The organism is Mycoplasmopsis equigenitalium, from assembly GCF_024498255.1.
Lineage (GTDB): Bacteria > Bacillota_I > Bacilli_A > Mycoplasmatales > Metamycoplasmataceae > Mycoplasma_H > Mycoplasma_H equigenitalium.
In genome coordinates this window covers 304446-329166 of sequence record NZ_CP101808.1, presented here as the reverse complement: position 1 = coordinate 329166, position 24721 = coordinate 304446, and the positions used below count along the sequence as shown (strand labels likewise).

General features: G+C 32.6%; 23 protein-coding genes and 2 tRNA genes. 6 read left to right on the top strand and 19 right to left on the bottom strand.

The features are described 5' to 3' along the window. Positions 1 to 209: 209 nt before the first annotated feature. From parC to NPA09_RS01530, 3 genes are all read left to right on the top strand, one after another. On the top strand, positions 210 to 2750 hold the full coding sequence (gene parC / locus NPA09_RS01540) for a DNA topoisomerase IV subunit A (protein WP_416906708.1): 2541 nt from the start codon (positions 210 to 212) through the stop codon (positions 2748 to 2750). A 38-nt stretch (positions 2751 to 2788) separates the two neighbouring features. Then, positions 2789 to 2871: transfer RNA gene (locus tag NPA09_RS01535), tRNA-Leu, on the top strand. 1 nt (position 2872) lies between these two features. After that, positions 2873 to 2957, top strand: a tRNA-Leu gene (locus NPA09_RS01530). A gap of 87 nt (positions 2958 to 3044) precedes the next feature. On the opposite strand, the gene NPA09_RS01525 is transcribed toward NPA09_RS01530, so the two are convergent. The 19 genes from NPA09_RS01525 to NPA09_RS01435 all read right to left on the bottom strand — a co-directional run bounded on the left by NPA09_RS01525 (position 3045) and on the right by NPA09_RS01435 (position 22111). Then, the gene (locus NPA09_RS01525) at positions 3045 to 3854 is read right to left on the bottom strand and encodes a MurR/RpiR family transcriptional regulator (protein ID WP_129721901.1); all 810 of its coding nucleotides are present in this window, start codon (positions 3852 to 3854) and stop codon (positions 3045 to 3047) included. A 1-nt stretch (position 3855) separates the two neighbouring features. Beyond that, on the bottom strand, positions 3856 to 4320 hold the full coding sequence (locus NPA09_RS01520) for an MPN499 family protein (RefSeq protein WP_129721904.1): 465 nt from the start codon (positions 4318 to 4320) through the stop codon (positions 3856 to 3858). Next, positions 4313 to 5161 carry a Cof-type HAD-IIB family hydrolase gene (locus NPA09_RS01515; RefSeq protein ID WP_165036224.1) on the bottom strand — a complete coding sequence of 283 codons (849 nt, stop codon included), beginning with the start codon at positions 5159 to 5161 and terminating at the stop codon, positions 4313 to 4315. The genes NPA09_RS01520 and NPA09_RS01515 overlap by 8 nt, the downstream gene beginning before the upstream one ends. Continuing rightward, on the bottom strand, positions 5142 to 5873 hold the full coding sequence (locus tag NPA09_RS01510) for an L-ribulose-5-phosphate 4-epimerase (RefSeq protein ID WP_129721910.1): 732 nt from the start codon (positions 5871 to 5873) through the stop codon (positions 5142 to 5144). The genes NPA09_RS01515 and NPA09_RS01510 overlap by 20 nt, the downstream gene beginning before the upstream one ends. Continuing rightward, on the bottom strand, positions 5873 to 6751 hold the full coding sequence (locus tag NPA09_RS01505; RefSeq protein ID WP_256541853.1) for an L-ribulose-5-phosphate 3-epimerase: 879 nt from the start codon (positions 6749 to 6751) through the stop codon (positions 5873 to 5875). The genes NPA09_RS01510 and NPA09_RS01505 overlap by 1 nt, the downstream gene beginning before the upstream one ends. Next, positions 6726 to 7379 carry a 3-keto-L-gulonate-6-phosphate decarboxylase UlaD gene (locus tag NPA09_RS01500; protein WP_129721913.1) on the bottom strand — a complete coding sequence of 218 codons (654 nt, stop codon included), beginning with the start codon at positions 7377 to 7379 and terminating at the stop codon, positions 6726 to 6728. Before NPA09_RS01500 ends, NPA09_RS01505 begins: the two co-directional genes overlap by 26 nt. Positions 7380 to 7386: 7 nt before the next feature. Next, positions 7387 to 7872: a PTS sugar transporter subunit IIA gene (locus tag NPA09_RS01495; RefSeq protein ID WP_129721916.1), complete on the bottom strand. Its 486-nt coding sequence runs from the start codon at positions 7870 to 7872 to the stop codon at positions 7387 to 7389. Continuing rightward, the gene (locus NPA09_RS01490) at positions 7873 to 8157 is read right to left on the bottom strand and encodes a PTS sugar transporter subunit IIB (protein ID WP_129721919.1); all 285 of its coding nucleotides are present in this window, start codon (positions 8155 to 8157) and stop codon (positions 7873 to 7875) included. It abuts the gene before it with no gap. Between the two features lie 76 nt (positions 8158 to 8233). Then, a complete protein-coding gene (locus tag NPA09_RS01485; RefSeq protein ID WP_129721922.1) occupies positions 8234 to 9994 on the bottom strand; it encodes a PTS ascorbate transporter subunit IIC in 1761 nt (586 codons plus the stop codon). Between the two features lie 41 nt (positions 9995 to 10035). Then, on the bottom strand, positions 10036 to 11100 hold the full coding sequence (locus NPA09_RS01480) for a phospho-furanose lactonase (RefSeq protein ID WP_129721925.1): 1065 nt from the start codon (positions 11098 to 11100) through the stop codon (positions 10036 to 10038). A gap of 346 nt (positions 11101 to 11446) precedes the next feature. Continuing rightward, positions 11447 to 13618 (bottom strand): dihydrolipoyl dehydrogenase, encoded by a 2172-nt coding sequence (gene lpdA, locus NPA09_RS01475; protein WP_129721929.1) that lies wholly within the window; start codon positions 13616 to 13618, stop codon positions 11447 to 11449. A gap of 1 nt (position 13619) precedes the next feature. Beyond that, on the bottom strand, positions 13620 to 14525 hold the full coding sequence (locus tag NPA09_RS01470; RefSeq protein WP_129721932.1) for a 2-oxo acid dehydrogenase subunit E2: 906 nt from the start codon (positions 14523 to 14525) through the stop codon (positions 13620 to 13622). A gap of 17 nt (positions 14526 to 14542) precedes the next feature. Beyond that, complete coding sequence (locus NPA09_RS01465) at positions 14543 to 15538, bottom strand: alpha-ketoacid dehydrogenase subunit beta (protein WP_129721934.1); 996 nt, start codon at positions 15536 to 15538, stop codon at positions 14543 to 14545. Next, positions 15538 to 16647: a pyruvate dehydrogenase (acetyl-transferring) E1 component subunit alpha gene (gene pdhA, locus NPA09_RS01460; RefSeq protein ID WP_129721936.1), complete on the bottom strand. Its 1110-nt coding sequence runs from the start codon at positions 16645 to 16647 to the stop codon at positions 15538 to 15540. The genes NPA09_RS01465 and pdhA overlap by 1 nt, the downstream gene beginning before the upstream one ends. A gap of 141 nt (positions 16648 to 16788) precedes the next feature. Then, positions 16789 to 17760: a glycosyltransferase family 2 protein gene (locus tag NPA09_RS01455; protein WP_256541852.1), complete on the bottom strand. Its 972-nt coding sequence runs from the start codon at positions 17758 to 17760 to the stop codon at positions 16789 to 16791. Positions 17761 to 17822: 62 nt separating this feature from the next. Next, a complete protein-coding gene (locus NPA09_RS01450; RefSeq protein WP_129721945.1) occupies positions 17823 to 18788 on the bottom strand; it encodes a glycosyltransferase family 2 protein in 966 nt (321 codons plus the stop codon). Between the two features lie 7 nt (positions 18789 to 18795). Next, positions 18796 to 19791: a UDP-glucose 4-epimerase GalE gene (gene galE / locus NPA09_RS01445; protein WP_129721948.1), complete on the bottom strand. Its 996-nt coding sequence runs from the start codon at positions 19789 to 19791 to the stop codon at positions 18796 to 18798. A 321-nt stretch (positions 19792 to 20112) separates the two neighbouring features. Further along, positions 20113 to 21198, bottom strand: coding sequence for a DNA-methyltransferase (locus tag NPA09_RS01440; protein ID WP_129721951.1), 1086 nt, complete (start codon positions 21196 to 21198; stop codon positions 20113 to 20115). Between the two features lie 67 nt (positions 21199 to 21265). Further along, positions 21266 to 22111: an HpyAIV family type II restriction enzyme gene (locus NPA09_RS01435; RefSeq protein ID WP_129721954.1), complete on the bottom strand. Its 846-nt coding sequence runs from the start codon at positions 22109 to 22111 to the stop codon at positions 21266 to 21268. 153 nt (positions 22112 to 22264) lie between these two features. On the opposite strand from NPA09_RS01435, the gene NPA09_RS01430 reads away from it, so the two are divergent. Genes NPA09_RS01430 through NPA09_RS01420 form a run of 3 tightly spaced genes read left to right on the top strand, consistent with a single transcriptional unit; the run spans position 22265 to position 24709 of the window. Continuing rightward, a complete protein-coding gene (locus tag NPA09_RS01430) occupies positions 22265 to 23257 on the top strand; it encodes an NAD(P)H-dependent glycerol-3-phosphate dehydrogenase (RefSeq protein ID WP_129721957.1) in 993 nt (330 codons plus the stop codon). Then, positions 23250 to 24485: a trigger factor gene (gene tig, locus NPA09_RS01425; protein ID WP_256541851.1), complete on the top strand. Its 1236-nt coding sequence runs from the start codon at positions 23250 to 23252 to the stop codon at positions 24483 to 24485. The genes NPA09_RS01430 and tig overlap by 8 nt, the downstream gene beginning before the upstream one ends. After that, the gene (locus tag NPA09_RS01420; RefSeq protein ID WP_129721966.1) at positions 24485 to 24709 is read left to right on the top strand and encodes a YneF family protein; all 225 of its coding nucleotides are present in this window, start codon (positions 24485 to 24487) and stop codon (positions 24707 to 24709) included. The genes tig and NPA09_RS01420 overlap by 1 nt, the downstream gene beginning before the upstream one ends. Positions 24710 to 24721 lie beyond the last annotated feature (12 nt).

Here is a 24721-nt window from a genome sequence, read left to right as displayed (position 1 = left end):
AATATTCAGCGTTTTTCGTTCAAAATATAATAAAAACGAATATGAAATTAACTGCTTAAGCACGAAATATTTTATCAATTTTAACTTAAATATTAATAGTATAATAATAGTATAAAAAATGGAGGAATATGGCCAAAAATACTAAAAACGTAACCACCGAAAATAAGCCAATACAAGAAAATGTTATCGTCCAAAGTATTGACCAAGTTATGGATGAAAAATTTGGCCGTTATGCCAAATATATTATTCAACAACGTGCTCTACCAGATGCACGCGATGGTCTTAAACCAGTACAACGTCGGATTTTATACTCAATGTACGAACTTAATTTAACGCACGATAAACCATTTAAAAAATCAGCTCGTGTAGTTGGTGATGTTATTGGTAAATATCACCCACACGGAGACAGCTCAATTTACGAAGCAATGGTCAGAATGTCACAAGACTGAAAGATGAATATCCCACTTGTTGAGATGCACGGAAACGTCGGAAGTATTGATGATGACCCTGCTGCTGCGATGCGTTATACAGAAGCAAGACTTGCTAAAATTACAAGTCATATGCTCGAAGATTTGAAAAAAAATGGCGTTAATTATGCACCAAACTTTGATGACTCGGAAAAAGAGCCAGTTGTTTTACCTTCACTAATCCCAAACTTATTAGTTAATGGTACACGAGGAATCGCTGCTGGTTATGCCACCGAAATGCCACCACACAATCTTGGCGAAATTATTGATGCAACAATCGCCAAAATTAAAAACCCTTCAATCACACTAAACCAACTCCGTAAATTTGTGCAAGGACCCGATTTCCCAACGGGCGGTGTTATCTATGGTGGCGATGGTATTATCAAAGCGTTTGAACGTGGAAACGCTAGAATTATCCTTGTTAGCAAGAAACATATCATCGACAATGAAAAAGATGAATTTAAATACATTGAAGTTACCGAAATTCCTTACGGCGTAGTTAAATCAAAATTAGTTTATGATATTGACTCAATCATTCAAAACCAAAGCATTGATGGACTTCTTGAAGTTAAAGATCAAAGTGATCGTAATGGAATTTCAATTATGATCAAACTTGATAAAAACGCTTCGGAAGAAACAATTTGAAAATTCTTGCTCTCGAAAACCGAATTACAAGTTTACTATTCATACAACAATGTAGCAATCGTTAACAATACACCAAAGGTACTTAATTTAACACAATTATTAGATGAATTCATTAATCACATTACTGATGTTAAATACCGTACCATTCAATTTGATTTAGAAAAATTCTACGCTCGTCTTGAAATCGTTGAAGGTTTCATCCGAGTTGCTGAAATGCTTGACAAAGTAATTAAGGTGATTAGAAACGCCGAAAACTCACGTCAAGGGGTAATCGATGCTTTAATCAGCAACTTTAACTTTACACCAAATCAATCAGCAGCAATCGCTGATATGCGTCTTTACAGATTAAGTCAAACCGACCGTGAACTTTACATCAAAGAACGTGATGAGTTAAAAGCAAAAATCGCTTTCCTTAATAACTTAATTCAAAATAAAGATGATTTTAATAAATGATTAATCGAGATTTTAAAAGGTATTCGAAAAGATTTTGCCGAACCGCGGAAAACCCAAATTGAACAAAAAGAATTTACAACCAGCTACAACGAAATTGACCTTGTTAAAGAAGAAGAAGTTTTTGTTGGTGTAACCAATGATGGTTATCTTAAAAAGTTGTCGAAAAAAACATACAAAGGCAATGAACTACAAACATATAAATTGAAGCCTTACGATTACTTGTTAGCGCTAATGAAAGTTAAAAGTACAACAAATCTTTTGATATTTACTGATTTGGGGCGTTATGCACTAATTCCAGCCTACAAAATTCAAGAAAGTAAATGAAAAGACTTAGGGGTACACATTACCGAATTTGTTGATTACAAATCAGATGAAAGTATTGTTAGTGTAATTGGGGTTGATGACTTTGATTTAAATGCATATGTAATTATTGCTACTAAATCTGGTCTTGTCAAACGTATCGCTTTAGAAGATCTAGTAACTTCAAGATACAATAGCTTTCTAATTGCCATGAAAATTAAAGAAGGCGACATGGTAATTAACGCACAAATTTCAAATAATAAACAAGATGTTATCTTTATTACTAAAAATGGACTTGCAGCCAAATACTCAGAAACCGAAATTCCAATCTACGGAACAAGAACACAAGGTGTTAAAGCCTTTAATATTGGTAGCAAAGACTATCTAACATCATTTTGTTGTATCAATGAAAATGAAGAGCTATTGATGTTCACCAAAGATTTTGCCGGTAAACGGATTAAGTATTCAGATATTAGCTACACAAACAAGAAAAATGTTGGTAAACAATTATTTAGCCAAAAATTAACTAAACCATATTTACCAGAAATTGTTGCCGCCGTATCAAAAACCGATAAATTCTTACTTAAACATAACGAAATTATCGAACAAAAATTAGTTACTGAAATCCCGCTCACAAATGTAAACGATGGCTTCCGCAACCTAAAAGAGACCAAAATGGAAGGGATTACAATCTGAGTAAACCAAATTGTTAATGCTAACAATAAAATGTTTACATCAATCAGCAAATCTAAAGAAGAAGTTGACAGGGATGATGATCGTCAATTTGAAATTGCTGAAAAAAAACTTATTGAATTAAGTGATAATATGGACATCGACGAAATCCTTCGTCGGATCAATGAAAATGTTAAAAAAAATAAAATGTAAGTAAGGTGTTTTGTTATAAAATATTATTACTTATCTTAGCCCGAATGGTGGAATGGCAGACACGAATGACTCAAAATCATTTGCCTCTGGCGTGCAGGTTCAAGTCCTGTTTCGGGCACCATGCCTAGATGGTGGAATTGGCAGACACGCTAGACTAAGGATCTAGTGGAGCAATCCGTGCAGGTTCAAGTCCTGTTCTGGGCACCATATCATATTTGATCAAAAAAATGCTGACCATCACAGCATTTTTTTAAAACAAAAAGTTGAAGCTTTGTTCTTCAACTTTTTTTCATTCTAAGACTCATTTCAGTCTTTAATTAACTTGTTTCATTGCGTAATATTATTTTTATTTGGTAAGTTTTCAATCACGCTGCCAAGAATCACATCGCAAATGTAATGTTGAACAATTTTTGCACTAAGGGAGGTAAAGCCAAGTTCGCGTTCAGTAATTTCATGTAAAATGGAGTATTTATATTTATTTTTAATTAAACGATTGGCAGTAATAATTAGATGTGGCACCTCATTATCAGTCACCACTTTTAATAAGTGATTGAATTCTCTAGTTTTAGCAGCTTTAGAAAGTAAAATGACAAAAGGTTTTTTATTGTTTTTAAAAATATAATTCCCGAGCCACAAAAGCACCGCGTGATAGTCAGTATCAAAGTAAGAACCAACGTTGATTTTTTGTAAATTAAGCGATAATTCTCTTGCGGCCACACTACTTGATCCAGTTCCAAAGACTAGCACATTATTAGAAGATAAAATGGCTTTGGTTACATAGTCTAAAATATCTGGATCGATTAAATTGTTTGTAGAATTGATAGCATGAATATAACTTTTGGAAATTTTTTCAAAGATTTCGTTTTTAACATATATGTTTTCCGTTGATAATAAACGGTGTTTAATGTAAAATTGTAAATCTTTAAAAGAAGTAAAATCTAATTTTTTATAGAGTCTAGTTAAGACACCGGTCGATGTTTTACTATTATTAGCACACTCTTCAATCGAACTAGACGCAAAAACATCAGGATAATTGTTAATATATTCTAGCGCTTTGCGTTCGGTGTTTGTTAATTTCTCTACTTCGTTAACAAAGAATTTCATGTTAAATTGCTTCCTTATTGATAATAAAATAATTTTTCCGTCAAGTTAAAATTAGCTTCTCTTCTGGTGTTACTTTCTCTGTTATTAAAAGATGTTCAAAGTAATGTTTTGGACAGCCGAAGATCCGGCCGCTTCGAATTAATTTAATGCTTTTTTCATCTAATTTAATAAACAAATTTTCGAATATTTTCAATAAAATTGTTGATTTTTCACTGAAATTTTGGTTTTCTAGTTTTATCAAATAACCAAGTTTTTTTTGAATATCATTAAAATGTTTAAATGTTTTATCGCCATTAAAATTAAAGGCGGTAGGCATAATATTTAAATCTAGTTTTTCAAACAATAAATCTAAATTTTTAAATGGAAATGATGCTCATTTACGACGACTAAAAGTAAAAATACTAGGGACAATCCAATAACGACCATCAACATAGTTAATGCGTAAATTATTAAGACTACTACTCATTTTTGCCTAATAAATCAACAAAGTAACTAATACCATCTTCTGTATTACTTTTTGTAACGAAGTTTGCATTCGCTTTAACCCGTTCGTTGGCATTTCCCATGGCTACAAAATATCCCGCTGCTTCTTGCATTGACAAATCATTATCAGCGTCACCAAAAGCAATTACTTTATTTTTATCAATGTTATGATTTTTAATAAATGCCGCTAACGCATGACCTTTTGATGCATTTTTAGGCATAATATCAAGAACATCTCTTTGAGAATTAATTCCGTAAATATCATCAAATTTAGTGATTAATTTGTTTAGTTTTTCAATCTTTTCTTTGTTAGTATCTTCTAATAAAATCAAATACTTAACAATTTGAAAATCGTTAATCATTTTTGTAAAATCATGAGTAACAATATTCTTAAATGGATATTTATAGTTTTTGTCAATAAAGGGTAAAACGATTCGGTTACAAAATTCAGATGGCGAGTATTGTGCCACGATCATTGTATCGCTAGTATAAACTAAATGATTTATTTGATTTGCTTCAAGATAACTCGAAATTTCAAATCCTGTTTTTGTACTAATAGTATCGATATACTCAACTTTTTTGTTATCGATATCATAAACTAATGAGCCATTTGATGAAATCATTGACGATGTTAATTTTAGTTGATCAATAAGCTCATAGTTACGATAAAATGGACGTCCAGTAGCAATAACAATCTTTTTGCCTTTAGCCCGTAAATCATTTAACGTTTTAACTGTTTTTGGACTAACACGCTTATCTGGTGTATATAAAGTGCCGTCTAAATCAAAAACAAAATATTCAAAATTACTTAGTTTTTTGTCCATAATATGCCTTTTCTCCGTGTTTTCTGTCGTAGTGTTTTTTAATAAGTGCGTCTTGCGCACTTGTTGCATTATTATTATAAACGATAAATGTTTTTATCGCCATTTTAGCCACTTCTTCTAGGGTTAATGCAGTATCGACAGCGTGTTTTGGATTATTGTAACTTCAGGCAAATGGACCATGTTCTTTAACTAAAATTGCACTGCAGGCTTTTGGGTCGATGCCACGTCTAGCAATTTCTTCAAGAATTACTAAACCTGTATTGTGTTCATACACACCATCAATCTCTGCTTTGGTTAAAGAACGAGCGCAAGGTACTGGACCATAGAAATTATCTGCATGGGTGGTACCTAAGCAAGGAATATCCTTACCAGCTTGCGCAAACGCAACAGCGTTTGGGCTATGTGTGTGCACAATCGCTTGAATGTGGGGATTGTTTTTATATAAAAGAGTATGTGTTGGTGTGTCGCTTGAAGGATTATATTTACCTTCAACAACATTGTTTTCAAGATCGGTGACAACCATATCTTCGGGTTTAAGTGTTTCATATGAAACACCACTAGGTTTAATCACCATATATTTACGATCTTTAGTAATTCCTGAAACGTTTCCTCAGGTGTGAATTACAAGATTGTATTTTACAAGCAACATATTTGCTGCATAAACTTCATTTTTAAGTTCTATAATTTCTTTTTTATATGACTTATCAAGCATTAATTATCACCTTTCACTTTAGCTCATTGTGCTTCATAAAAATCTTTGGCATCTTTAATATATTTAATCGATGCGGCTTTGGTTTCGTTTTTATCATTTAACGATCACATTTCAATCATAATTGGTTGATTTAATTCTAAGTCTTTTAAAATTGTTAAAAGATAAGGAAAATCAACACTTCCGGTCCCAAATGGGGTATCACGGAACTTGCCTGGAACTGTATCTTTAAAGTGAAAAGCAACAATGTGGTTTTTAGCTAAATCAAATTCGTGATATAAATCTTCTTTTTTAGCTCATTGGAAAATATTTCCTAAGTCAGGGTAAATTTGTAAAAATGGCGAATCAACAATTTTAACAAACTTCATTGCCCGCGAATTAAGTCCCATAAATGGTGTATCCATAATCTCGAACGCTAACATCACTGAATGTTTTTGCGCCAAACGAGTTGCTCATTTGATTCCAACGATAAAATTATCAATCGTTTCTTGATCGCTTGGTTCATAATAAACATCATAACCTGCTAGCTGAACGGTTCTAATTCCTAATTTTTTTGCTAAAATGATCGCCTTTTCCATAATTTCATAGGCTTTTTGACGAATTTTAGCATCTTTTGAACCAAATGGATATTTACGGTGTCCACTTAAAGTCATCGAATTAAAATTAAATTCGTGCTTAATTAACAATTTTTGCACTTCTTTAATTTGTGCGTCGCTTCAGTCTAGCCGCGCTAAACGCTCATCGGTTTCATCAACTGAAAACTCCATAAAATCAAAACCTGCTGCTTTAGCAATTTTGATTTTATCTTCAAGACTTCATTTATTGTTGATTCCCTTTTCGTAAATACCAACTAATCTATTTTCAGTATTTTGCAAATTCATCCTTGAATTCCTTAGCGGCTTTTTCTGGATTAGCAGCATCTCTTAAAGCACGGCCAGCGATAAAGATAAAAACAGGAATATCTTTGAATAATTTAATATCTTCAAGTTCAACACCACCAGTAATAGTTACTTTAAAACCATCTTTGGCCAAACGACTTACAGCATCGATATCTTTTTGTCCTCATTTAACACCACTAGCTTGCGAGTCACGTGAACGGTGTCAAACAACTTGTGGCACACCAGCTTCTTTTCATGCTTTTACTTGGTCTCAAGTAAAATTGCTGGTTAATTCAATTTGTACTTCTTTATCTTGACCATATTCTTTAGCAATTTTCATTGTTTCTGAAATGGTTGGAACTTCTGCGGCACAAATACAGGTAGTAAAATCTGCTCCGTTTTCAAAGAACATCTTACCAAACACTTTACCAGCGTCGGCAATTTTACCATCAGCGACAATAATTTTACTTGGGAAGGCTTCTCTTAATGCTTTAACTGCTTTTTTACCTTCGCTAGCAATTAAAATAGTTCCAACTTCAATTACATCAATATATTTTTCTACTTTTTTTGCACTTGCAATCGCATCTTCAATTGTTAAATTGTCAAGCGCAATTTGTAACATTGGTTTCATCTTTCTCCTAACTTAAATATTTTGTATAGTCAATTGCCTTGATGATATCAATAATTTCTTGTTTTGATTTAGCATCAGCAATTTTTTTAATGTTTTCTTCGTTTTCAAAAACGGCAATGATTTGAGGAATCGCTACAGCGGTGTGGGTTTCACCGTCTTTAGCGGCAAGCGCAACCAAAATGCTGACACGACGTTCATCATTTTCAAAAGCAACAGGTTTAGTTAAGGTTAATAGTGAAAAACCATTACCAAACACTGAATCAGTAGTTGCACTGGCATGAGGCATTGCAAGACCTTCAGTAATAATGTAATAAGGCCCGTGTTTTTTTGTTGATTCTAAAATAGCATCGTAGTATTTTCAGTTAATAATTTTTTTATCAACAAGTGGTTCAAGAGCTTTATGAATAGCATCTTTTCAATCTTTGGCATCGTAATGACAAATGATTGAATCGTTTAATACTAAATTGTCAAGTAAATTTAACTTTTGGCTCATTTATTTGATTCCTTTACTTTGTGCATCAGCCAATGCCGCTTTAATTTCTTCAGCATTCATAATGTTTTTTAAACCATAAGCTAATGCTTTACCTTTTGATACTTCACTTAAGAAGTTTTGAGTACATAACACAACATCAACAGCGTTGATAAGACCTTTTCCTTGGCCTAATCCCATCGCTTCAACGCTACCAGCAATTCCTAGTTCTTTCATGGCGTTGGTTACTTTAACTTTAATAATCATACTGGTTCCCATTCCTGAACCACATAGACATAGAATTTTCATTTTAATCTCCTTTGAATAATTGACACATAAGAAATAAAAACGGATGCCCGTTTTTATTTTAAGTTATTTTTTTAGATTATTCCGCTGCGACCGCTTCGGCTTTAGCTTCTTCTCTTAAGTTTGGTTTAATTCTGAATAGTTTTTGGAAGAATGTAGCTTTTTCTTGTCTGTTTGAGTCAACGATTTGTGCTGATAAAATAAGGAGTACAGGCACTAACGAGAAGACAATAAATGACACATACATATTGTATGAAGCAATAATTAATAGAAGACCTCATACTAATGTTCAGTCAAACATACCATTATAACCGGTTGCATATGGACTTGCTCATCCTGCGTTATTACCACCGTATGTTTGAAGAATTGAAAGACCAAATGCAACTACTAGAATTTCAACAAAACCAAAGATTGCAGGAACAATTAATGATGCTTTGAAACCACCTGAAGCGTTAGCAAATACACCAAGTGTACCCGAGTTAAAGAATAAAGTAATAAATAATGGAATTGGAGTTACCAATTTGAAGTCACCTAAAGGTGCAAATGATAACCCAAGTACAAGTCCCATTGCAGCAAATTGCGCAATAGTACCTGACACGAAACCATAAGTTACTGAGTTAGGTGAGAAACCATATGTTGCAGCACAGTCAACAGCAACCACAGCACCAGGAACTAATTTTTCACTAATTCCTTGGAATGATTGTTGTAATTCTGTAACGAACATACGAACACCCATTTGAATAACAAGGATTGAACCAACAACTTTAAGTGATCCAAGAACCAAGTTTGTTAATCAAAATGCTCCACCAGCAACATTTCATGTACCATATTCTTTACTATTTAGTACAACGTTATTAATTGAAAATCTAACCTTTTCAGCAGTAACAGAATTTGGAAGTGGTGCGAATTGTAAAATTAGCACTAAAATTAAGAATAAGATAAGAATGATTACTGATTGAGTAAAGATGTTATCTTCAAAAACCTTAATTTTGTTTGATAGTTTTTTGGTTTCAGCTGAATCTTCTTTTTTACCAAAGAATTTACCTACACCGTAAGCAACTGCTGCCCCAATCATTTGTTGGTGACCAACAGCAAAACCAGCATCTTCAGTTACAATATCACTACCTTTAATAGTTGCAGTTGATGCAACAGCTCAGTAAGCACCAAGAATTAATCCTGAAAGAATAACAACTCCGGCTTGTGCGGCTGCTGTAGGTAATTTTGCGCTTGTTAAGAATTGTGCACCACTAAACATTGTAAAGAATACTGTGGTTACTACAAGTGCTGATTGTTGGAACATAACGTGACCTGTAATCATAAGTGAGTGCACGTTTGTTCATCTTCTAAGAGCAACTAAAATAATGTTAATTGCAAAACCAATTAGAAGAGCAAATGAGATTCATGACACGAATGCACCATCAATCCCTTTAAGGAATGTTTCTCCCGAAACTCATCCCATGTATGGGTCAAGTGGGGTAACGTTTGAACCTAGTTTACTAATCCCCACGAAGATTGGTTTCGCCATATTAATTAGGACACCTGAACCAATTGATAGGACAAGTACCCCGATAATGGCTTTAATTGTACCAATTAAGGAATCTGAAATACTTCTACCAAGCACTAAATATCCAATAAGTACAAGTAATCCAATTAGAATCGCATTAACACCTAGAAAGTTGTCGATAAGGATGTTCTTCATAAAGTAGGTTGTACCTGCTGCAAAGTCTCATTTTTTAAGACCAACAGTGAGCAATCATCCACCAACAAATAAGGCAAGAATAACTAGGCCGACAACTAATGCTTTTCAGTTAAATTTTCTTGTCGTCTTATTTTCTGACATTTTTTCTCCTTCATATTTTATATAAGAACTAACGCAAGATTTTAGTCTAATTTTAATTCTTTTTTAAGTTCTAAAACTTCTTTTGATACTTTCTTTGGCTCTCATTTACGAGGTTCATCGAAAGCAAGTACCCGCGCAGGGTTGTTAACAAGAATGTCTTTAATTGCTTCATCGCTAACACCGACTTGTTTAAGAAGTGGGATAAATCTTTCAAATAGGTAAGCAAAACCAAATGTTTCTTTACCTTTAGTAAGACCATAATTTCTTTGGTATAGAATTCTACCAGCATCTAATGCTAATGTAATGTGTTTTTGTAAACCTTTGTCAACTAAATACTTAATGTTTTCAGCAAGTGTTGAGTCTGGGTAGTATTTAACACGGTCTGGACCATCAAAACAAATTGTTACTCCGGTTTCTTTGATAATTTTTTCGTAGTAGTACTTGTCTGGGTTTTTATTTAAGTGTGAAAGTTGAATTTTATCTGGGTTAGCACCAAATCCAATAAGGTGTTGTGCAACTTCAAGTGCCATTGTACCTAATTGTGTATGAACTAGAATTGGACATCCAGTTAAAATACTGGTACGAGCAGCAATTTCAAGCGCTTTTAATTCAAGACGGTCAATTGCAGCGTATCCTGTACCTGCTTTAATAATTCCAGCTTTAGCTTTTGAACGTTTAACAACTGGACCATTGTAATTGTATTCGTCCATACCTTCTTCAATTTCAGCCACTGTCATTTTAACGATTTCGTCAGTTGGCACACATGCTAATCATGAACAATATTTGTCATAGAATTTAGCTTTGTGGAAACCTGTTGACATCACGATGTTAATTTTACCTTTGATGTCTTTGTGGTTTGCAATTTCAAGCATTCTGATAACATCACGTCCAACATTAGGTGGATCCATTGTTACCATTGTTTTACCGTTATGCTTTGCATATTCAATTAATTCTTTAACTGCAGCATCGGTACTTAACATTAAAAAGTCAATGTGTTCTTCCATTTCTGGACCACCGTTTTTAATAAGGTGGTCGTGACAGTCGGTAATTCCGATTGAATCTGCAGGAACATCACCTAAAACGGTTCTAACAAATTTTTTACTCATTTTTCTCCTTTATATTACGCATAATTTCTAGAACATATAAAACATAATGTTCTAATCTAATTTTACTAATTTATGACCCGCAAAAAGCAAATAATTGAAAAAAATTATCAAAATATGGAAAAATAAAAACAGAAATTTTCAGAATTTAAGCAAACGTTTTCAGCGTTTTTATATTCCGAAATGATAAATTATGTTAAAAAACTTGTATTTTTCCGAAAAAAAATGTCAATTTATTGAGTTTTTGTCATATAGCACTTTTTAGAAAAAGTTATTAAATTTTTTATAATTTAATTTTTTTGTTTCATATAAAAAACCAACAACCGCGGGGTTGTTGGTTAAAAACTAATTATTTTTTGTGTTTTAAATGTAATTTAAGAGCAGCGCTACGAGCAGCTTCTCAGATAATTTCAGCGAAAGTAGGGTGTGGGTGAATTGTATTTGTCAACTCAAACACAGTCGCTTCAAGTTCAATTGCTAATGCAATCTCTGAAATAAAATCGGTTGCATGAGCACCAATAATATGGCAACCTAGCACTTCTCCAAATTCTTCATCGACAACAAGTTTAATAAATCCTTGTGTTGCGTGGGCCGCAAGACCTTTTCCTAAATATTCAAAAGCATATTTACTACTGAAGGCTTTGTAACCTTGTTTTTTAGCTTCTTGCTCTGTTAAACCAACTGTTGCAATTTCAGGGTGTGTATAAATGCATCCTGGTGTTGCTTTGAGTGAGGTTTTTACATTTTTTCTACCCAAGATGTTATCAACCGCAACAAGCGCATGTTTATAAGCAACGTGGGCAAGCATATTTTGATTAGTTACATCACCAATCCCATATACTCCTGCTACATTTGTTTTTTGGTGTTCATCAACAATTAATTCACCACGCGAGCCAAGTTTGAAACCGGCTTCTGCTAAACCAAGAGAAACTGGAACACGACCAATTGATGTAAGAATAACATCAGATTTAATCTTTTGCTTTTTACCATCAATTTCGTAAATTAATTCCGAAGTTTTTTCATTGAATTCTTTAGTATCGACATTGTAAAGAATTTTAACTTTACGTTCAATTAATGATTGTTCTAAAACTTTAACAATTTCTGCATCAAGGGTTGGTAAAAGACGATCTGCGTTTTGTAAAATTGTGACTTTTGTTCCAGCGGTTGCGTAAACTTGCGCAAATTCAACCCCGATTACACCACCACCAATAATAGTTAATGATTTAGGTAATTTCTTGTCATAATTAATCGCTTGTCTTGAAGTAATAATTTTACCTGTTTTGTAACCTTTGTCAAAACCTTTAAGATTAAGAAGGCGGTTAACACTACCAGTTGCAATAATGAGGTTTTTAGCACGATAAACCTTACCATTTACTTTAACTTCGTGCGAACCTACAAATGTTGCTTCGCCTTCAATAATGTCACATTTTGACATTTTCATCAGATTTTTAACCGAAGCAGAAATTTTATCAACAACAGCTTTTTTCTTGCTGTGCATTCCTTTTCAAGTCTTATCAGCATCTATTTTTAAATCTTTAAAGTTACCGGCAATACCATACTCAGGAGCATGATTAATATAATCAATTACTTCACTTGATTTAAGTAATTCTTTGGTTGGAATGCAACCAACATTAAGACAAACACCACCTCAGTGTTCTTTCTCAATAATTAAGGTTTTAAGTCCTTGTTTACCTGATTCTTCAGCAGCTAAATAACCACCAGGACCAGAACCTACAACAATTACATCGTATTCTTTTTCAACAGCACCGGTATAAGCTTTACCTGGTTCACCGACATAACTATCGGTTTCTTGGGGGTTTACTTCGTTTGCTACTGGTGCACTTTGTACAAATTTTTTAGCAGGTGCTGAAAGTACGCTTAAATCAAATAACTCATCAGAAACTTTAACTTCGCCAACAACACTTGCACCACCTGATTCGCCAGCAGTTTGTGACTTGGTAACAGCAGCATTTTCATGTTTTTTTCCATCATCAATATGATAAATAACTTGGCCAACATGAATGGTGTCACCCTTATTCATTAATACCTTTTTAATGGTTCCGCTAACCGGACTAGGAATATCGCTTGTTACTTTATCGGTTTCTACACTAAATAAAGAATCGCCCTCATTTACTTTATCGTTTTCTTTTTTATAAATTTCAGCAACTACACCCTCATGTAGTCCTTCACCAATGTCGGCAAATTTAAATTCATAGAATGAACTGCCACCACCTGTACTTGAAACACTTGGTTGTGCTTGTGGCGCTGCACTCTCATTGCCTTTGCTACCATCATCAATTAAGAAAATTTCTTGGCCAACATGAATAGTGTCACCTTTTTTCATTAAAATTTGTTTCACAGTTCCTGTCACAGGACTAGGAATATCACTTGTTACTTTATCAGTTTCCACACTAAATAAAGAATCGCCCTCATTTACTTTTTGGCCTTCTTTAACATAAATGTCGCCAACTACACCCTCATGTAGTCCTTCACCAATGTCAGCAAATTTAAATTTATACATCTTAGTACACTCCTAAAATTTCGGGATTTTCAAGTAATTCAGCAATTCTTGAAGCAAAACGGCCAATTGTTGCTCCATCGATTCAGCGATGATCAGCAGCAACAGTTAAGTACATTGCTTTTCCAGCAACAACCGCACCATTTTTAACAAATGCTTCATCAACAATTGCACCAATACCAAGAATACCTAATTCTGGTCAGTTAATAACTGGTACACCATACAATGATCCAACGCTACCATAGTTGGTAATACTAAATCCAGCACCTTGCATATCAGCAGATTTGATAGTTCTTTCACGTGCAGCTTTTGCTAAAGTTGAAATTTGGTTTGCTAATTCTAAAACACCAAGAGTATGCGCGTGTTTAACAACTGGCACCATTAAACCTGCAGGTGTATCAACGGCAATTCCTAAATTAACAGTATCTGGATAATCAATTGTGCCAGCTGCTTCGTTATATTTAGCAGTAAAAATAGGGAATTCTTTAAGAGCAATTGCAACCGCTTTAGCGATATAAGGTAAGAAAGTTAGTTTAACACCGGTTGTCTTAAGAACTGTATCCTTAATACTTGCGCGCAAATCTCATAACTTTGTCATGTTAACACGGTGAATTAGGTTAACATAAGCCACATTATTTCATGAATTAGTCATCGCTTTAGCGATTGCTTTACGAATTGGGGTAATTGGTTCTTGACGTGATTGTAATGGGTTAGAATTAAAGGTTACTTGTGGCGCAGAAACGGCTGGTTTTGCACTTGGTGCACTTGCAGGAGCACTAGCGGCAGGATTGAAGTTTTTAACATCTTCAACTAGAATTCTGCCACCTATTCCAGAACCTTTAACGTCTACAATATTAATATTAAGTTTTTTAGCCATTGCCCGAGCTAATGGCGTTGATTTTATTTGCATCTCTACTTCCTTTCTAATTAAAATTGAAACCCAACAACTTCTTTAATTTTGGCTACAATTTTGTCAGCATTAATAGCGTGGAACCCTTCGCCCTTAGCAAGCGGCACGGTAACATCATAACCCGTCAAACGAGCAAGTGGTGCTTTTAAATATTCAAATGCTTTTTCATTTACTTGGGCCATAATTTCCGCAGAAACTGAAAATGACTTAACCGCTTCATGAACAACAAGTAAACGACCAGTTTTCTTAACTGATTCAATCACAGTTTTATAATCAAGTGGTTTAATTGTTCTTAAATCAATTAATTCAACACTAATTTCAGGGTTTGTTGCCTTTAATTGTTGAATTGCTTGAATTGAATCGTGAACTTGTACACCATAAGTTACAAGGGTAATTGAATCACCTTGTGCAAGAACATTTGCTTTACCGATTTCAACTGTATAGTATTCTTCTGGAATTTCTTGTTTTCCTGAACGGTAAATTTTCTTAGGTTCAAAGAAAATAACTGGATCATTATCTTCAATTGCTGCTAATAAAAGTCCTTTTGTGTCATATGGAAAGGCTGGTAATACCACTTTAACACCAGGCACATGTGCATAAATTGCTTCGAGCGCTTCTGAGTGATGTTCGAGCGCTCTAATCCCTCCCGACATTGGAATCCGCATCACAAGTGGACAGTGGAAACGACCACGTGAACGGTTTCTCATTCTTGCCGCATGAGTAAAAATTTGTTGCATTGCTGGATACGAGAAGCCGCTAAATTGGATTTCAGCAACAGGACGAAGTCCGGCAACTGCCGCACCAACCGCTACCCCAGCAATTGATGCTTCAGAAATTGGGGCATCCCAGCTACGTGTTACACCAAATTTAGCTTGTAAACCTTCAGTAGCACGAAACACTCCACCTTCAAACCCGGCATCTTGACCATAAGAAACAACACGTTTGTCTTTCTTCATTGCTAGCTCAAGCGCGTGGGTGATTGCGCCGATATTATTTAAGGTAATATTAGCCATTATTTCGCTCCTTTCGCTTTTGATCAGTACTCAATAGCTTTTGTTCTTTGTTCTAATAAATCATCATCAAGTTTTTCGTATGTGTAATCAAAAATTTCTTCGATTTTTGTATTCACTTTGGTAAGCGATTCTTGATAAGCTGCTTTAGCAGTTTCCATAGCATCGTTTCAAATTTTCTTGATTTGATCCTTGGTAATAATTTTATTGTCCAGCATATATTTTTCAATCCGGTGCATTGGTTCTCATTTTTCATGCTCTTTTTCTTCTTCTTCGGTTCGGTAGATCCGTGGGTTATCACTTGTAGTGTGCGAACCTTGTCTTCAAGTAACAAATTCCACTAAAACTGGTTCATTTTTTTCACGGGCAAATTCAACTGCATCTTTGATAACCGAGTAACTGGCAAGTAAGTCGTTGCCATCAACTCTTAAACCATTAATTCCCACCGCATGTGCTTTAGCAGCAATGGTTAAAGAAACCGTTTCAAAATGGTTTGGTGTTGAAATTGCTCACTGGTTATTGTTTACGCAGAAAACTGCAGGTCATTTTTGTACTGCGGCCATATTCATCGCTTCAAAAAATTCACCTTCGGTTGTTCCCCCGTTACCGATAAATGAAACAGCAACTGCTTTTGTGCCTAGCTCTTTTGATGCATATGCAATTCCCGCCGCGTGCGAACATTGGGTTGCAATTGGAATATTAACTGGTAAAACATTAACGCCTTCAGGCATAAATGAACCGTTTTCATTCCCGTTTCAGTACATCATTTGGTTAACCATTGGCACTCCCAAATGTAGCATAGCAGCATTTGAACGGAATGCTGGTACAAGTCAGTCTTGTTTTTCCATTGCTAAACTTGTGGCAATTTGTAACGCTTCTTCTCCTAGGTTAGGTGGAAAAGTAAGCATTCTGCCTTGTCTTTGAAGTTGTAACATGTATGTATCTTGTTGACGCGATAGCACCATGAATTTATAACCTTCAAGAATTTGGGCTTTGGTTAATTCGATTGGTTCTTTTTTGTTAATCAAATTACCATCAAGATCTAAAAAGCGAATCATTTCGTCAGGTTTAGACATCACGATTGGCTTGCTTAAATATCTAAATTTTTTCATCACTCCTACTTTCTTTCTTCCATATTCTTAATAATATATATTAAGTCTATGCCTTTATAATATATGATAATGATATCACATTCCAAGCATAAAATATATTCAATGTGTAATTGTTTCCACTTTTATGCAAAATAAAACGAGCTAGGCTCGCTCTTTAAAAACATTAACAATCTTTTTATAGCAATTCATATACATTTTTCAAGGTGCTAAACTAAACTTAGGCCGTCAACCCACGCTCTCACCAAGTGGTTTAAAGTAGTTTCTAGCATGTTCAATAATCTTTAATTTATCTTTTGCATCTAATCGATCATAAAACATAAATAAAACACCAAAATATTGGTACATTTTATGCGAAATTAATGCTGCTTTATACTTTGGTTTTTCATCACTATGATAAATAAATTCACACGCTTTTTTGTAACCCTCATATGCACCTTGTAAACGCTCTTCTAATCACGATGGATTATAACTTGAAAGCGAGTTTTTTCTTCGTAAATATCTAATTGAATAAACATTTGCATGAGCGTAACTTCTTGCATTTAAAAACATTTTAACAGGTGGGAAAACATCTTCATAAAACGTTGCGCCTATTATTAAATTTAAACTATCATAATACTCTTTTTTTACAAAATAACCTCAGAAAAAAGTCATATTATGTAGAAGAAAATCGCTTGCTCCTTTAATACCACACCATTTGTAAAAAGGCGGCATAATAACTATAAAAAGCTTCTTTCATACAAATTTAATTTTGTACTTTGATGTAATCATATCAGCATCAGTTTTTTCAGCAACTTTAATCATTTTTTTCATCGCATTTTTGTAAATAAAATCGTCATCATCTAAAAAGAAAAAGTACTTTGTATCACACTTACTAATAAGCAAATCACGCATTGCCCCTATACCTATGTTTTGTGGCGATTTCAAAATCGTGAATCGCTTATCGTTTTTAATTTTTTCTTTTAAATAAGTGTATGTTCCATCCGTACTACAATCGTCAATAATTAACACTTTAAAATTAGGATTAGTCTGTTTTAAAATAGCATCAATCGTTTTATCAATGGATGACATAGCGTTATAAACTGGCATTAATATAGTTACAATTGGGTTATCCATACTTATCCTTCTTTTTATAAAAAATTGGTTTTTTAACAAAAAATCCGGTTAAAAATGTTTTTTTACTCTTTTAGTGGTTTTACTATCTTAGAATGACTGTTAACAAAAATCTTTCAACTAGCCATTGAAAACTTGGGCTTAAAATTAACTTTTTTAGCAAGTGGTTTTACCTTTTCTTTTACATAGCTAACAATTTGTTTTTTATGAACACCTTTTAGCTTTTTATAAAAAAGAACCAAAATTGCTAAGAAACTATACATTTTAGAATCAATCATTTGTTGTTTTTCCAAATTAGTTGCGTTACTTTTATTGATATAATCAAATGATCTTGCATAACCTAAAATAAGATGTTTTAATTTCATATTAAGGTTGTTGTGTTCAAACGATGAGAGCGATTGTTTACGACGTAAATATCTAATTCCATTAACATTAGCATGGGCAAATGACTTTGCCTTTAAAAACAACTCAGTAACAGGACCAATATCCTCATAAAGTGCGCTTCCTATCGTTAAGTTTAACGAATCATAATAAGATTTTTTAATAAAATGTCCTCAAAAATATACAATGTTATTAATCATAAAATCTCTTGCATGCAAAACTCTATGATACTTATAAAATGGCGGATAAATGGTAATACCTCATTGTGGTGAACCAAAACGATACTTAGTTTTAGAAGTAACCAAATCTGCATCTGTTTTCTTCGCAGTTTTAATCATTTTTTTCATTGCATTTTTGTAAAGAAAATCGTCATCATCAAGAAAGAAAAAGTACTTTGTATTGCACTTGCTAATAAGCAAATCTCGCATTGCTCCTAACCCGATATTTTGTTCTAATTTTTCAACTACAAAACGAGGGTCATTTTTTACTTTTTCCTTTACATGTTCATATGTATTATCACTACTACAATCATCAATAATTAAAACCTTAAAATTTGGGTCTGTTTGCTTTAAAACAGACTCAATAGTGTAATCAATATATTCGCTTGCATTGTAAACAGGCATTAAAATTGTTACTAATGGTTCATTCATCTTTCCCTTAATTTTTCATATTTTTCTTTACAACATTTTTTCTTCATCTAAATTCACTGGCTACTATATCATCTAAAGAATAAATATTGCTGAAGTTCATTAATTTTCTTATTTTTGTTGAATCAGCTACAAGAAAATCAGGATCTCCCGCTCTTCGAGGGCCGATTTTATATTTGAGTTTAATTCCATTTACTTTTTCGAATGATTTAATTATTTCTAACACAGAATATCCGTTTTTAGAACCTACATTAAAAATGTTGGAATTATTTTTATCTAAATATTTAACAGATTCAATATGCGCTCTTGCTAGATCAACAACATGCACATAATCGCGAACACATGTACCATCTTTAGTTTTATAATCATCACCAAAAACTTTTAATTCCGGAGTTATATTAAAATAACTAGAACTAATTACCGGTACAATGTGCGAGACTTTTGTTTGATCCTTAGTTAAATAACCAATTTTATCACTTTCGCTAGCACCAGCTACATTGAAATAACGTAAAATTACATACTTAAATTCAGCAACATTAGCAAGGTCTTGAATCATTCTTTCAACCATTAATTTTCCTGCACCATATGGATTAATTGGCGATTTGGGATCATCTTCTTTTAATGGTTTATTTTCTCCCAAACCATATGTTGCAGCAGTTGAAGAAAAGATTAACTTTGGTACATTAAATTCTTTGATACATTTAAGAGTATTAATCGCACCTTTTACATTGTTATCGTAATATTCGATAGGTTTTAAAACGGATTCGCCGACTGCAATTTTAGCGGCAAGTAAAATAACGACATCTATTTTATTTTTAACAAAAACAGATTTTAATTCTTCATAATTTACAAAATCGCCTTGAACAACTTTAGCGCCTGTTGTAAATTCTTTAAAACCCGTTGAAAAATTATCGAAAATAATTATGTTATTTTTTTTATCTTTTAGTAATTCTTCTTTAATATGAGAACCAATGTAACCGGCTCCACCAATCAATAAATAATTCATAACTTCCTCAACTCCTAGAATAAATATGTAAGTATTTGTTATATTATAATGCAAATATTTTATCGCCTTTTAATTTTAAAACACTTTGATACTAAAATATTGAAAACTACATTAAAGTATAATGTATGCATAACTATAAATTTTAGAATACATTTTTAACTTGTTTTCAATAAAAAATACTGAAATATTGTTGAAAATAATATATTTTTGATATTTTTTTAAATAAATAATAAGAAGTTAAAAAGCAATTGAATAATTAAAAAATAGCACTACAATTTCGCTAACAAATGTAAGTGTTTAGCAAATAATAATTGCAATGTTTTATATGTCGTTTTGTAATCGTAAACGATACTCATTTCTAATTTCATCAATAGAAATTAATTTATTATTGCGCTCAACAAAGAAATAACTAAATGCATTTTTACGTCGAGGGGAATTCATCATTAATCCCGCAATTTCATGCATAGAATCAATTATTTCATTATATTTTAATGACCCGTTTTCATCATTTAAATATGCAACTTTACCGTTTTTGTGTATAAACTTTTCACCAACAACAAAAAAGCCTGCAGCAACCATTTTATTAAATGGTGCTTTAGAAGGTTTTATATCAAATTCCGCTGATTCAACTGCACCAATTACCGGTGTAATATTATCAATTCGCTTTTGTCCAAATTTAATATATTTTTCATCTCTTTCAATCATTGTAAACGATCTACCTGTCATTTTAGCGACTGCAGCGGTAGTCATAGTACCGCCAAATGGATCTAAAATTAAGGCGTTCTTATTAGTAAATAATGTAATTATTCGATGCAATAATGCTTCTGGTTTTTGAGTGTTATGTAGTTTCTTGTTGTTTTCATCTTTTAGTCTTTCATTACCATTACATACTGGAAATTTTCAAATTGAACCCATCTGTTTACCGCTATTTAAATGTTTACCGGTTTTGTAATTAAAAATAAATTTGCTTTTCTTTGATTTTGAGGCTCAAAGTATTGTCTCGTGCGAATTGTTCAAGCGACTTCCTGAAAAATTTGGTGTTGGATTACTTTTTTCTCAAATAATGTCATTAATAATTCAAAAACCGAGTTCACGCAAAATATTTCCTATTTCGTAAACCGATTGCATACCCGATATTACGCAAATTGTTCCGTTGTCTTTAAGTAATCTTTTAACTTCTATTAATCAATTTCTTGTAAATTCCTTGTATGCGGCCATTGAAGGAAATTTATCTCATTCATCATCACAACCATCAAATTCTGTTCCTTCAACTCTAAATAATTTTTTACCTTCTTCAATTTGCATAAAATAGGGAGGATCAGCAAAACAAAAATCAAAAGTTTTTGGCGGTAACTTTTTCATTTCTTCTATACATTCACCATTTAAAATACTATTTTTGAATTCCATTTTTCCTTCTTTTCCTCCTGTTTTACATAATAATTTTATAAAAAACATAACTAAATAAATAATTTGTTTATCTTTCAAGTCCTTTTTCATATTCTCGCGATTCTTTTGCTTTTTCTAAATTATCACCCGATGAAAATAATTCTTCTCGTATTTGAATATAATCATCTTCATTAGAAAGCAACTTTTTTCATTCTTTATTTGGTAATTTAATAAGAGCATTAAGAACTTCGTTGCTATTCCCGAAATTAGGAATTTCTACATTTTCATTTTTATTTAATTTATGATAATTTTCTAATAGAAATATTAATTCCTTCCAAGCTTCGTTACCATTTTTTAACGAATTAAAAAACTCGCTACCATAAAACAAGTGCAATTCTGTATTTGGAATAATCACTTTATCTAATTCATCAACATAAAATTTTTTATTTTTTACCATTCCACCATCTACAAATCACATTGAGGCCACGATGTTTCGACATTTATTTTGTCTTTGAATTGCTTCGAGTTTGCGTTTAAAATTATCTAACTGACCTCGTTTTTTTGAACTGTCATGATCATCTCTGACTTTCATTTCAACCATGTAAACAGTTTGACCGTCTGTAAAATATTGATCGATATTTAAAATTTCGCGTCTCCCGTCGCTGTTTTTTGCCTCGAGTCTTTTATCAAGGTTTTTATACCCTAAATGTTTTATATAATCTCTCGTAATGTCTTCTAGTAAATCTCCGAATTTAATCTCAATACTTTGTGTAATGTTTTGTAAAAGTTTTGTTTTTGCATTAGATAATCTAAAAATCCCGACATATCTTTTAGGATTATTTATTATATTCTTTAAAAGCTTCGAATAAAATTCCTCATCTTCTTTAATTTTGGATTTTATTTTCTTTATAAATTCATCGTAACTAATATACATTATTCTACCTTTTGCCTTTGTGGAATTGAAACCTTCTAAATAAATTGTTTCACTAAAATAATTAATTGTTATTATAATAATTATTTATAATAATTAATATTGTATCTAAAATATTCAAAAAACAAAAGGTATAAGCTTAAAAATGGAGATTAAATGAAAATAACAATTTGTGGAACTGGCGCATGGGCTACAGCGCTAGCAACGGTGCTTGCTAAAAACAAACACCAAATAACAATGTATGGAATTGACGAAGAAGAAATAAAAAACATTAATTCAGGCAAAAACCCTGAATATTTTTCAGAGCCATTCAAATATAAAAATATTAATGCGACCAATAATTTAGAAACAGCACTAAAAGACACAAAATTAGTTGTCTTAGCAATTCCTAGTCAGCAGATCATTAATGTTTTATCACAACTTGCCGATGTATTAAAAAATAAAAAAATAAATATCGTTAATGTAGCTAAAGGTTTGGATGGAAAAAGTACTAGTTTTTACTCAGTTTTAATTCGTAAAAACTTTTCAAAAAACCTTAATATGCTTGCTACAATTATTGGCCCCTCATATGCTCATGAAGTATACGATGAACAACTAACTGCAATTAACGTTGTTGGTAATAATTACGACTACTTAAAAGAATTAAAAAATATTTTTCAAACCGATAAATTTATTTTAATCCCAAGCACAAAAGAACATGGTTTAGAAATGTTTTCGGCAATGAAAAATGTTCTTGCGATCGGAATTGGAATTGCTAAATTTTATTATTCTTCATCAATGAATCCAATTTCAGCCTTATTTGCAATCGGGTTTAAAGAAATGTATTTAATTTACAAAACACTTTATCCACTTGAATCTGATGCGATTGGTTATGATTTAGCGGCAATTGGTGACGCCTTTCTAACCTGTAGTTCCTTCAAAAGTAGAAACACACAGTTTGGCTACAACGTTGCAAAACTAGGTGTCAAACAAGCGCTTGCCACTAACAAGGCAACCATCGAAGGTTATGTGAATGCAAAATTTATTGATAACATTATTAAAAACGAAAAAATAAATGTCCCATTTATTAGTTCAATCATTGATATACTTTACTTTGATAAGGAACCGGAAACAATATTTGATTTTTTAGAAAAGGAGAATTATGATTAATATTGACAAGAAGAACCAAACAGCGACAATAAAAATTGTTGCTGATGAAGGAAAATGAAGCGAAACAATTAAAAATGTAGAGTCTTTTTTAAAATCGTTAAACCACGAAGTTAAAGATGTAAAAAAAGAAGTTTGAAATCCCGCAGTTCAAATCTACCTACAGGAAAATGCTGAGGCAATTATTAAAAACTATGAAAAGAAAAATAAAATTATTTTAATTGAATCAGATATTTTCAAAACACCAAAAATTAGCGAAAGCGAACTAGAAATTGAATTAAGTTTTGTTTACTACGATCAAGATACTAAGCTAAAACTTAAACACGAAACAACGCTTGAAAAAATTAATCCGTTGTTTGTTCGTCTTAATGCCGAACAAGAATTAAAACAACTGTTAGCAAGTCACACAAAAGAAAAAGAAGTTAAAAGAAAAGCGAAAAACGGCGACTTTATGACATTTGACTTTGTTGGCAAAATTGATGGCAAACCATTTGAAAACGGCAGCGCTAACGACTATGAATTACAACTAGGAAGTAAACAATTTATCGCATCGCTTGAAAGCCAACTTGTTGGTCTTAAAAAGGGAGATAATGTTGATCTTGATGTCACATTCCCAGATAATTATCACGCTAAAGAATTAGCTGGTAAAAAAACAGTGTTTAACATTAATGTGAAAAAAGTTGCAACCAAAGAACAACCAAAACTCGATGATGAATTTGTTAAAAGTTTAGAAATGGGCACTAACACCGTTAAGGAATTACAAGATAAATTATCAAGAAAACACGAGTTATCACTCGAAATGCGAACAAAAAATCAATTTTTTGAACAATGTTTACTCGAATTACAAGAAAAAAATAAAATTAAAATGAGCGATCAATTAGTTAACTTTGTTAAAGAAAACATCAAACAAAAAGCACTTGCTCAATTGGATCAACAAGGTCAAACCTTAGAAGATTATTACAAAGCAACCAATACAACAAGTCAAGATTTTGAAGAAGCAATGACAAAGAATGCTACTGAAAGTGTGACAATTAACACATTAGAATCGCTTCTAAACAACCAACTTAAAATCAAAGCAAGTCAAAAAACAATTGATTTGGTTTGAGAATATATCGCACTTCAATACAACAAAGAAGTAGAAACAATCAAAACACAAATACCACAACAACAGATTGATGCGTTTGCTAAACATATCGCATTAATTGATGCATTAGTTAAGGAGGGAAAATAATGCCAGGATGAGGAATTGCACTACTAGTTGTCTTACCTATTTTGTTCTTTTTAGGTGGTGGGTTTGCCGGGTTTTTCATTGCTAAAAGAATGTTTGAAAAACAAATTCGTGAAAATCCACCAATTACCGAAAAAATGATTCGTGTTATGTTTATGCAAATGGGTCGCAAAGCTAGTGAAGCACAAATTAAACAAGTGATGCGTTCAATGCAAAACGCAAAATAATAGATTAAAGGA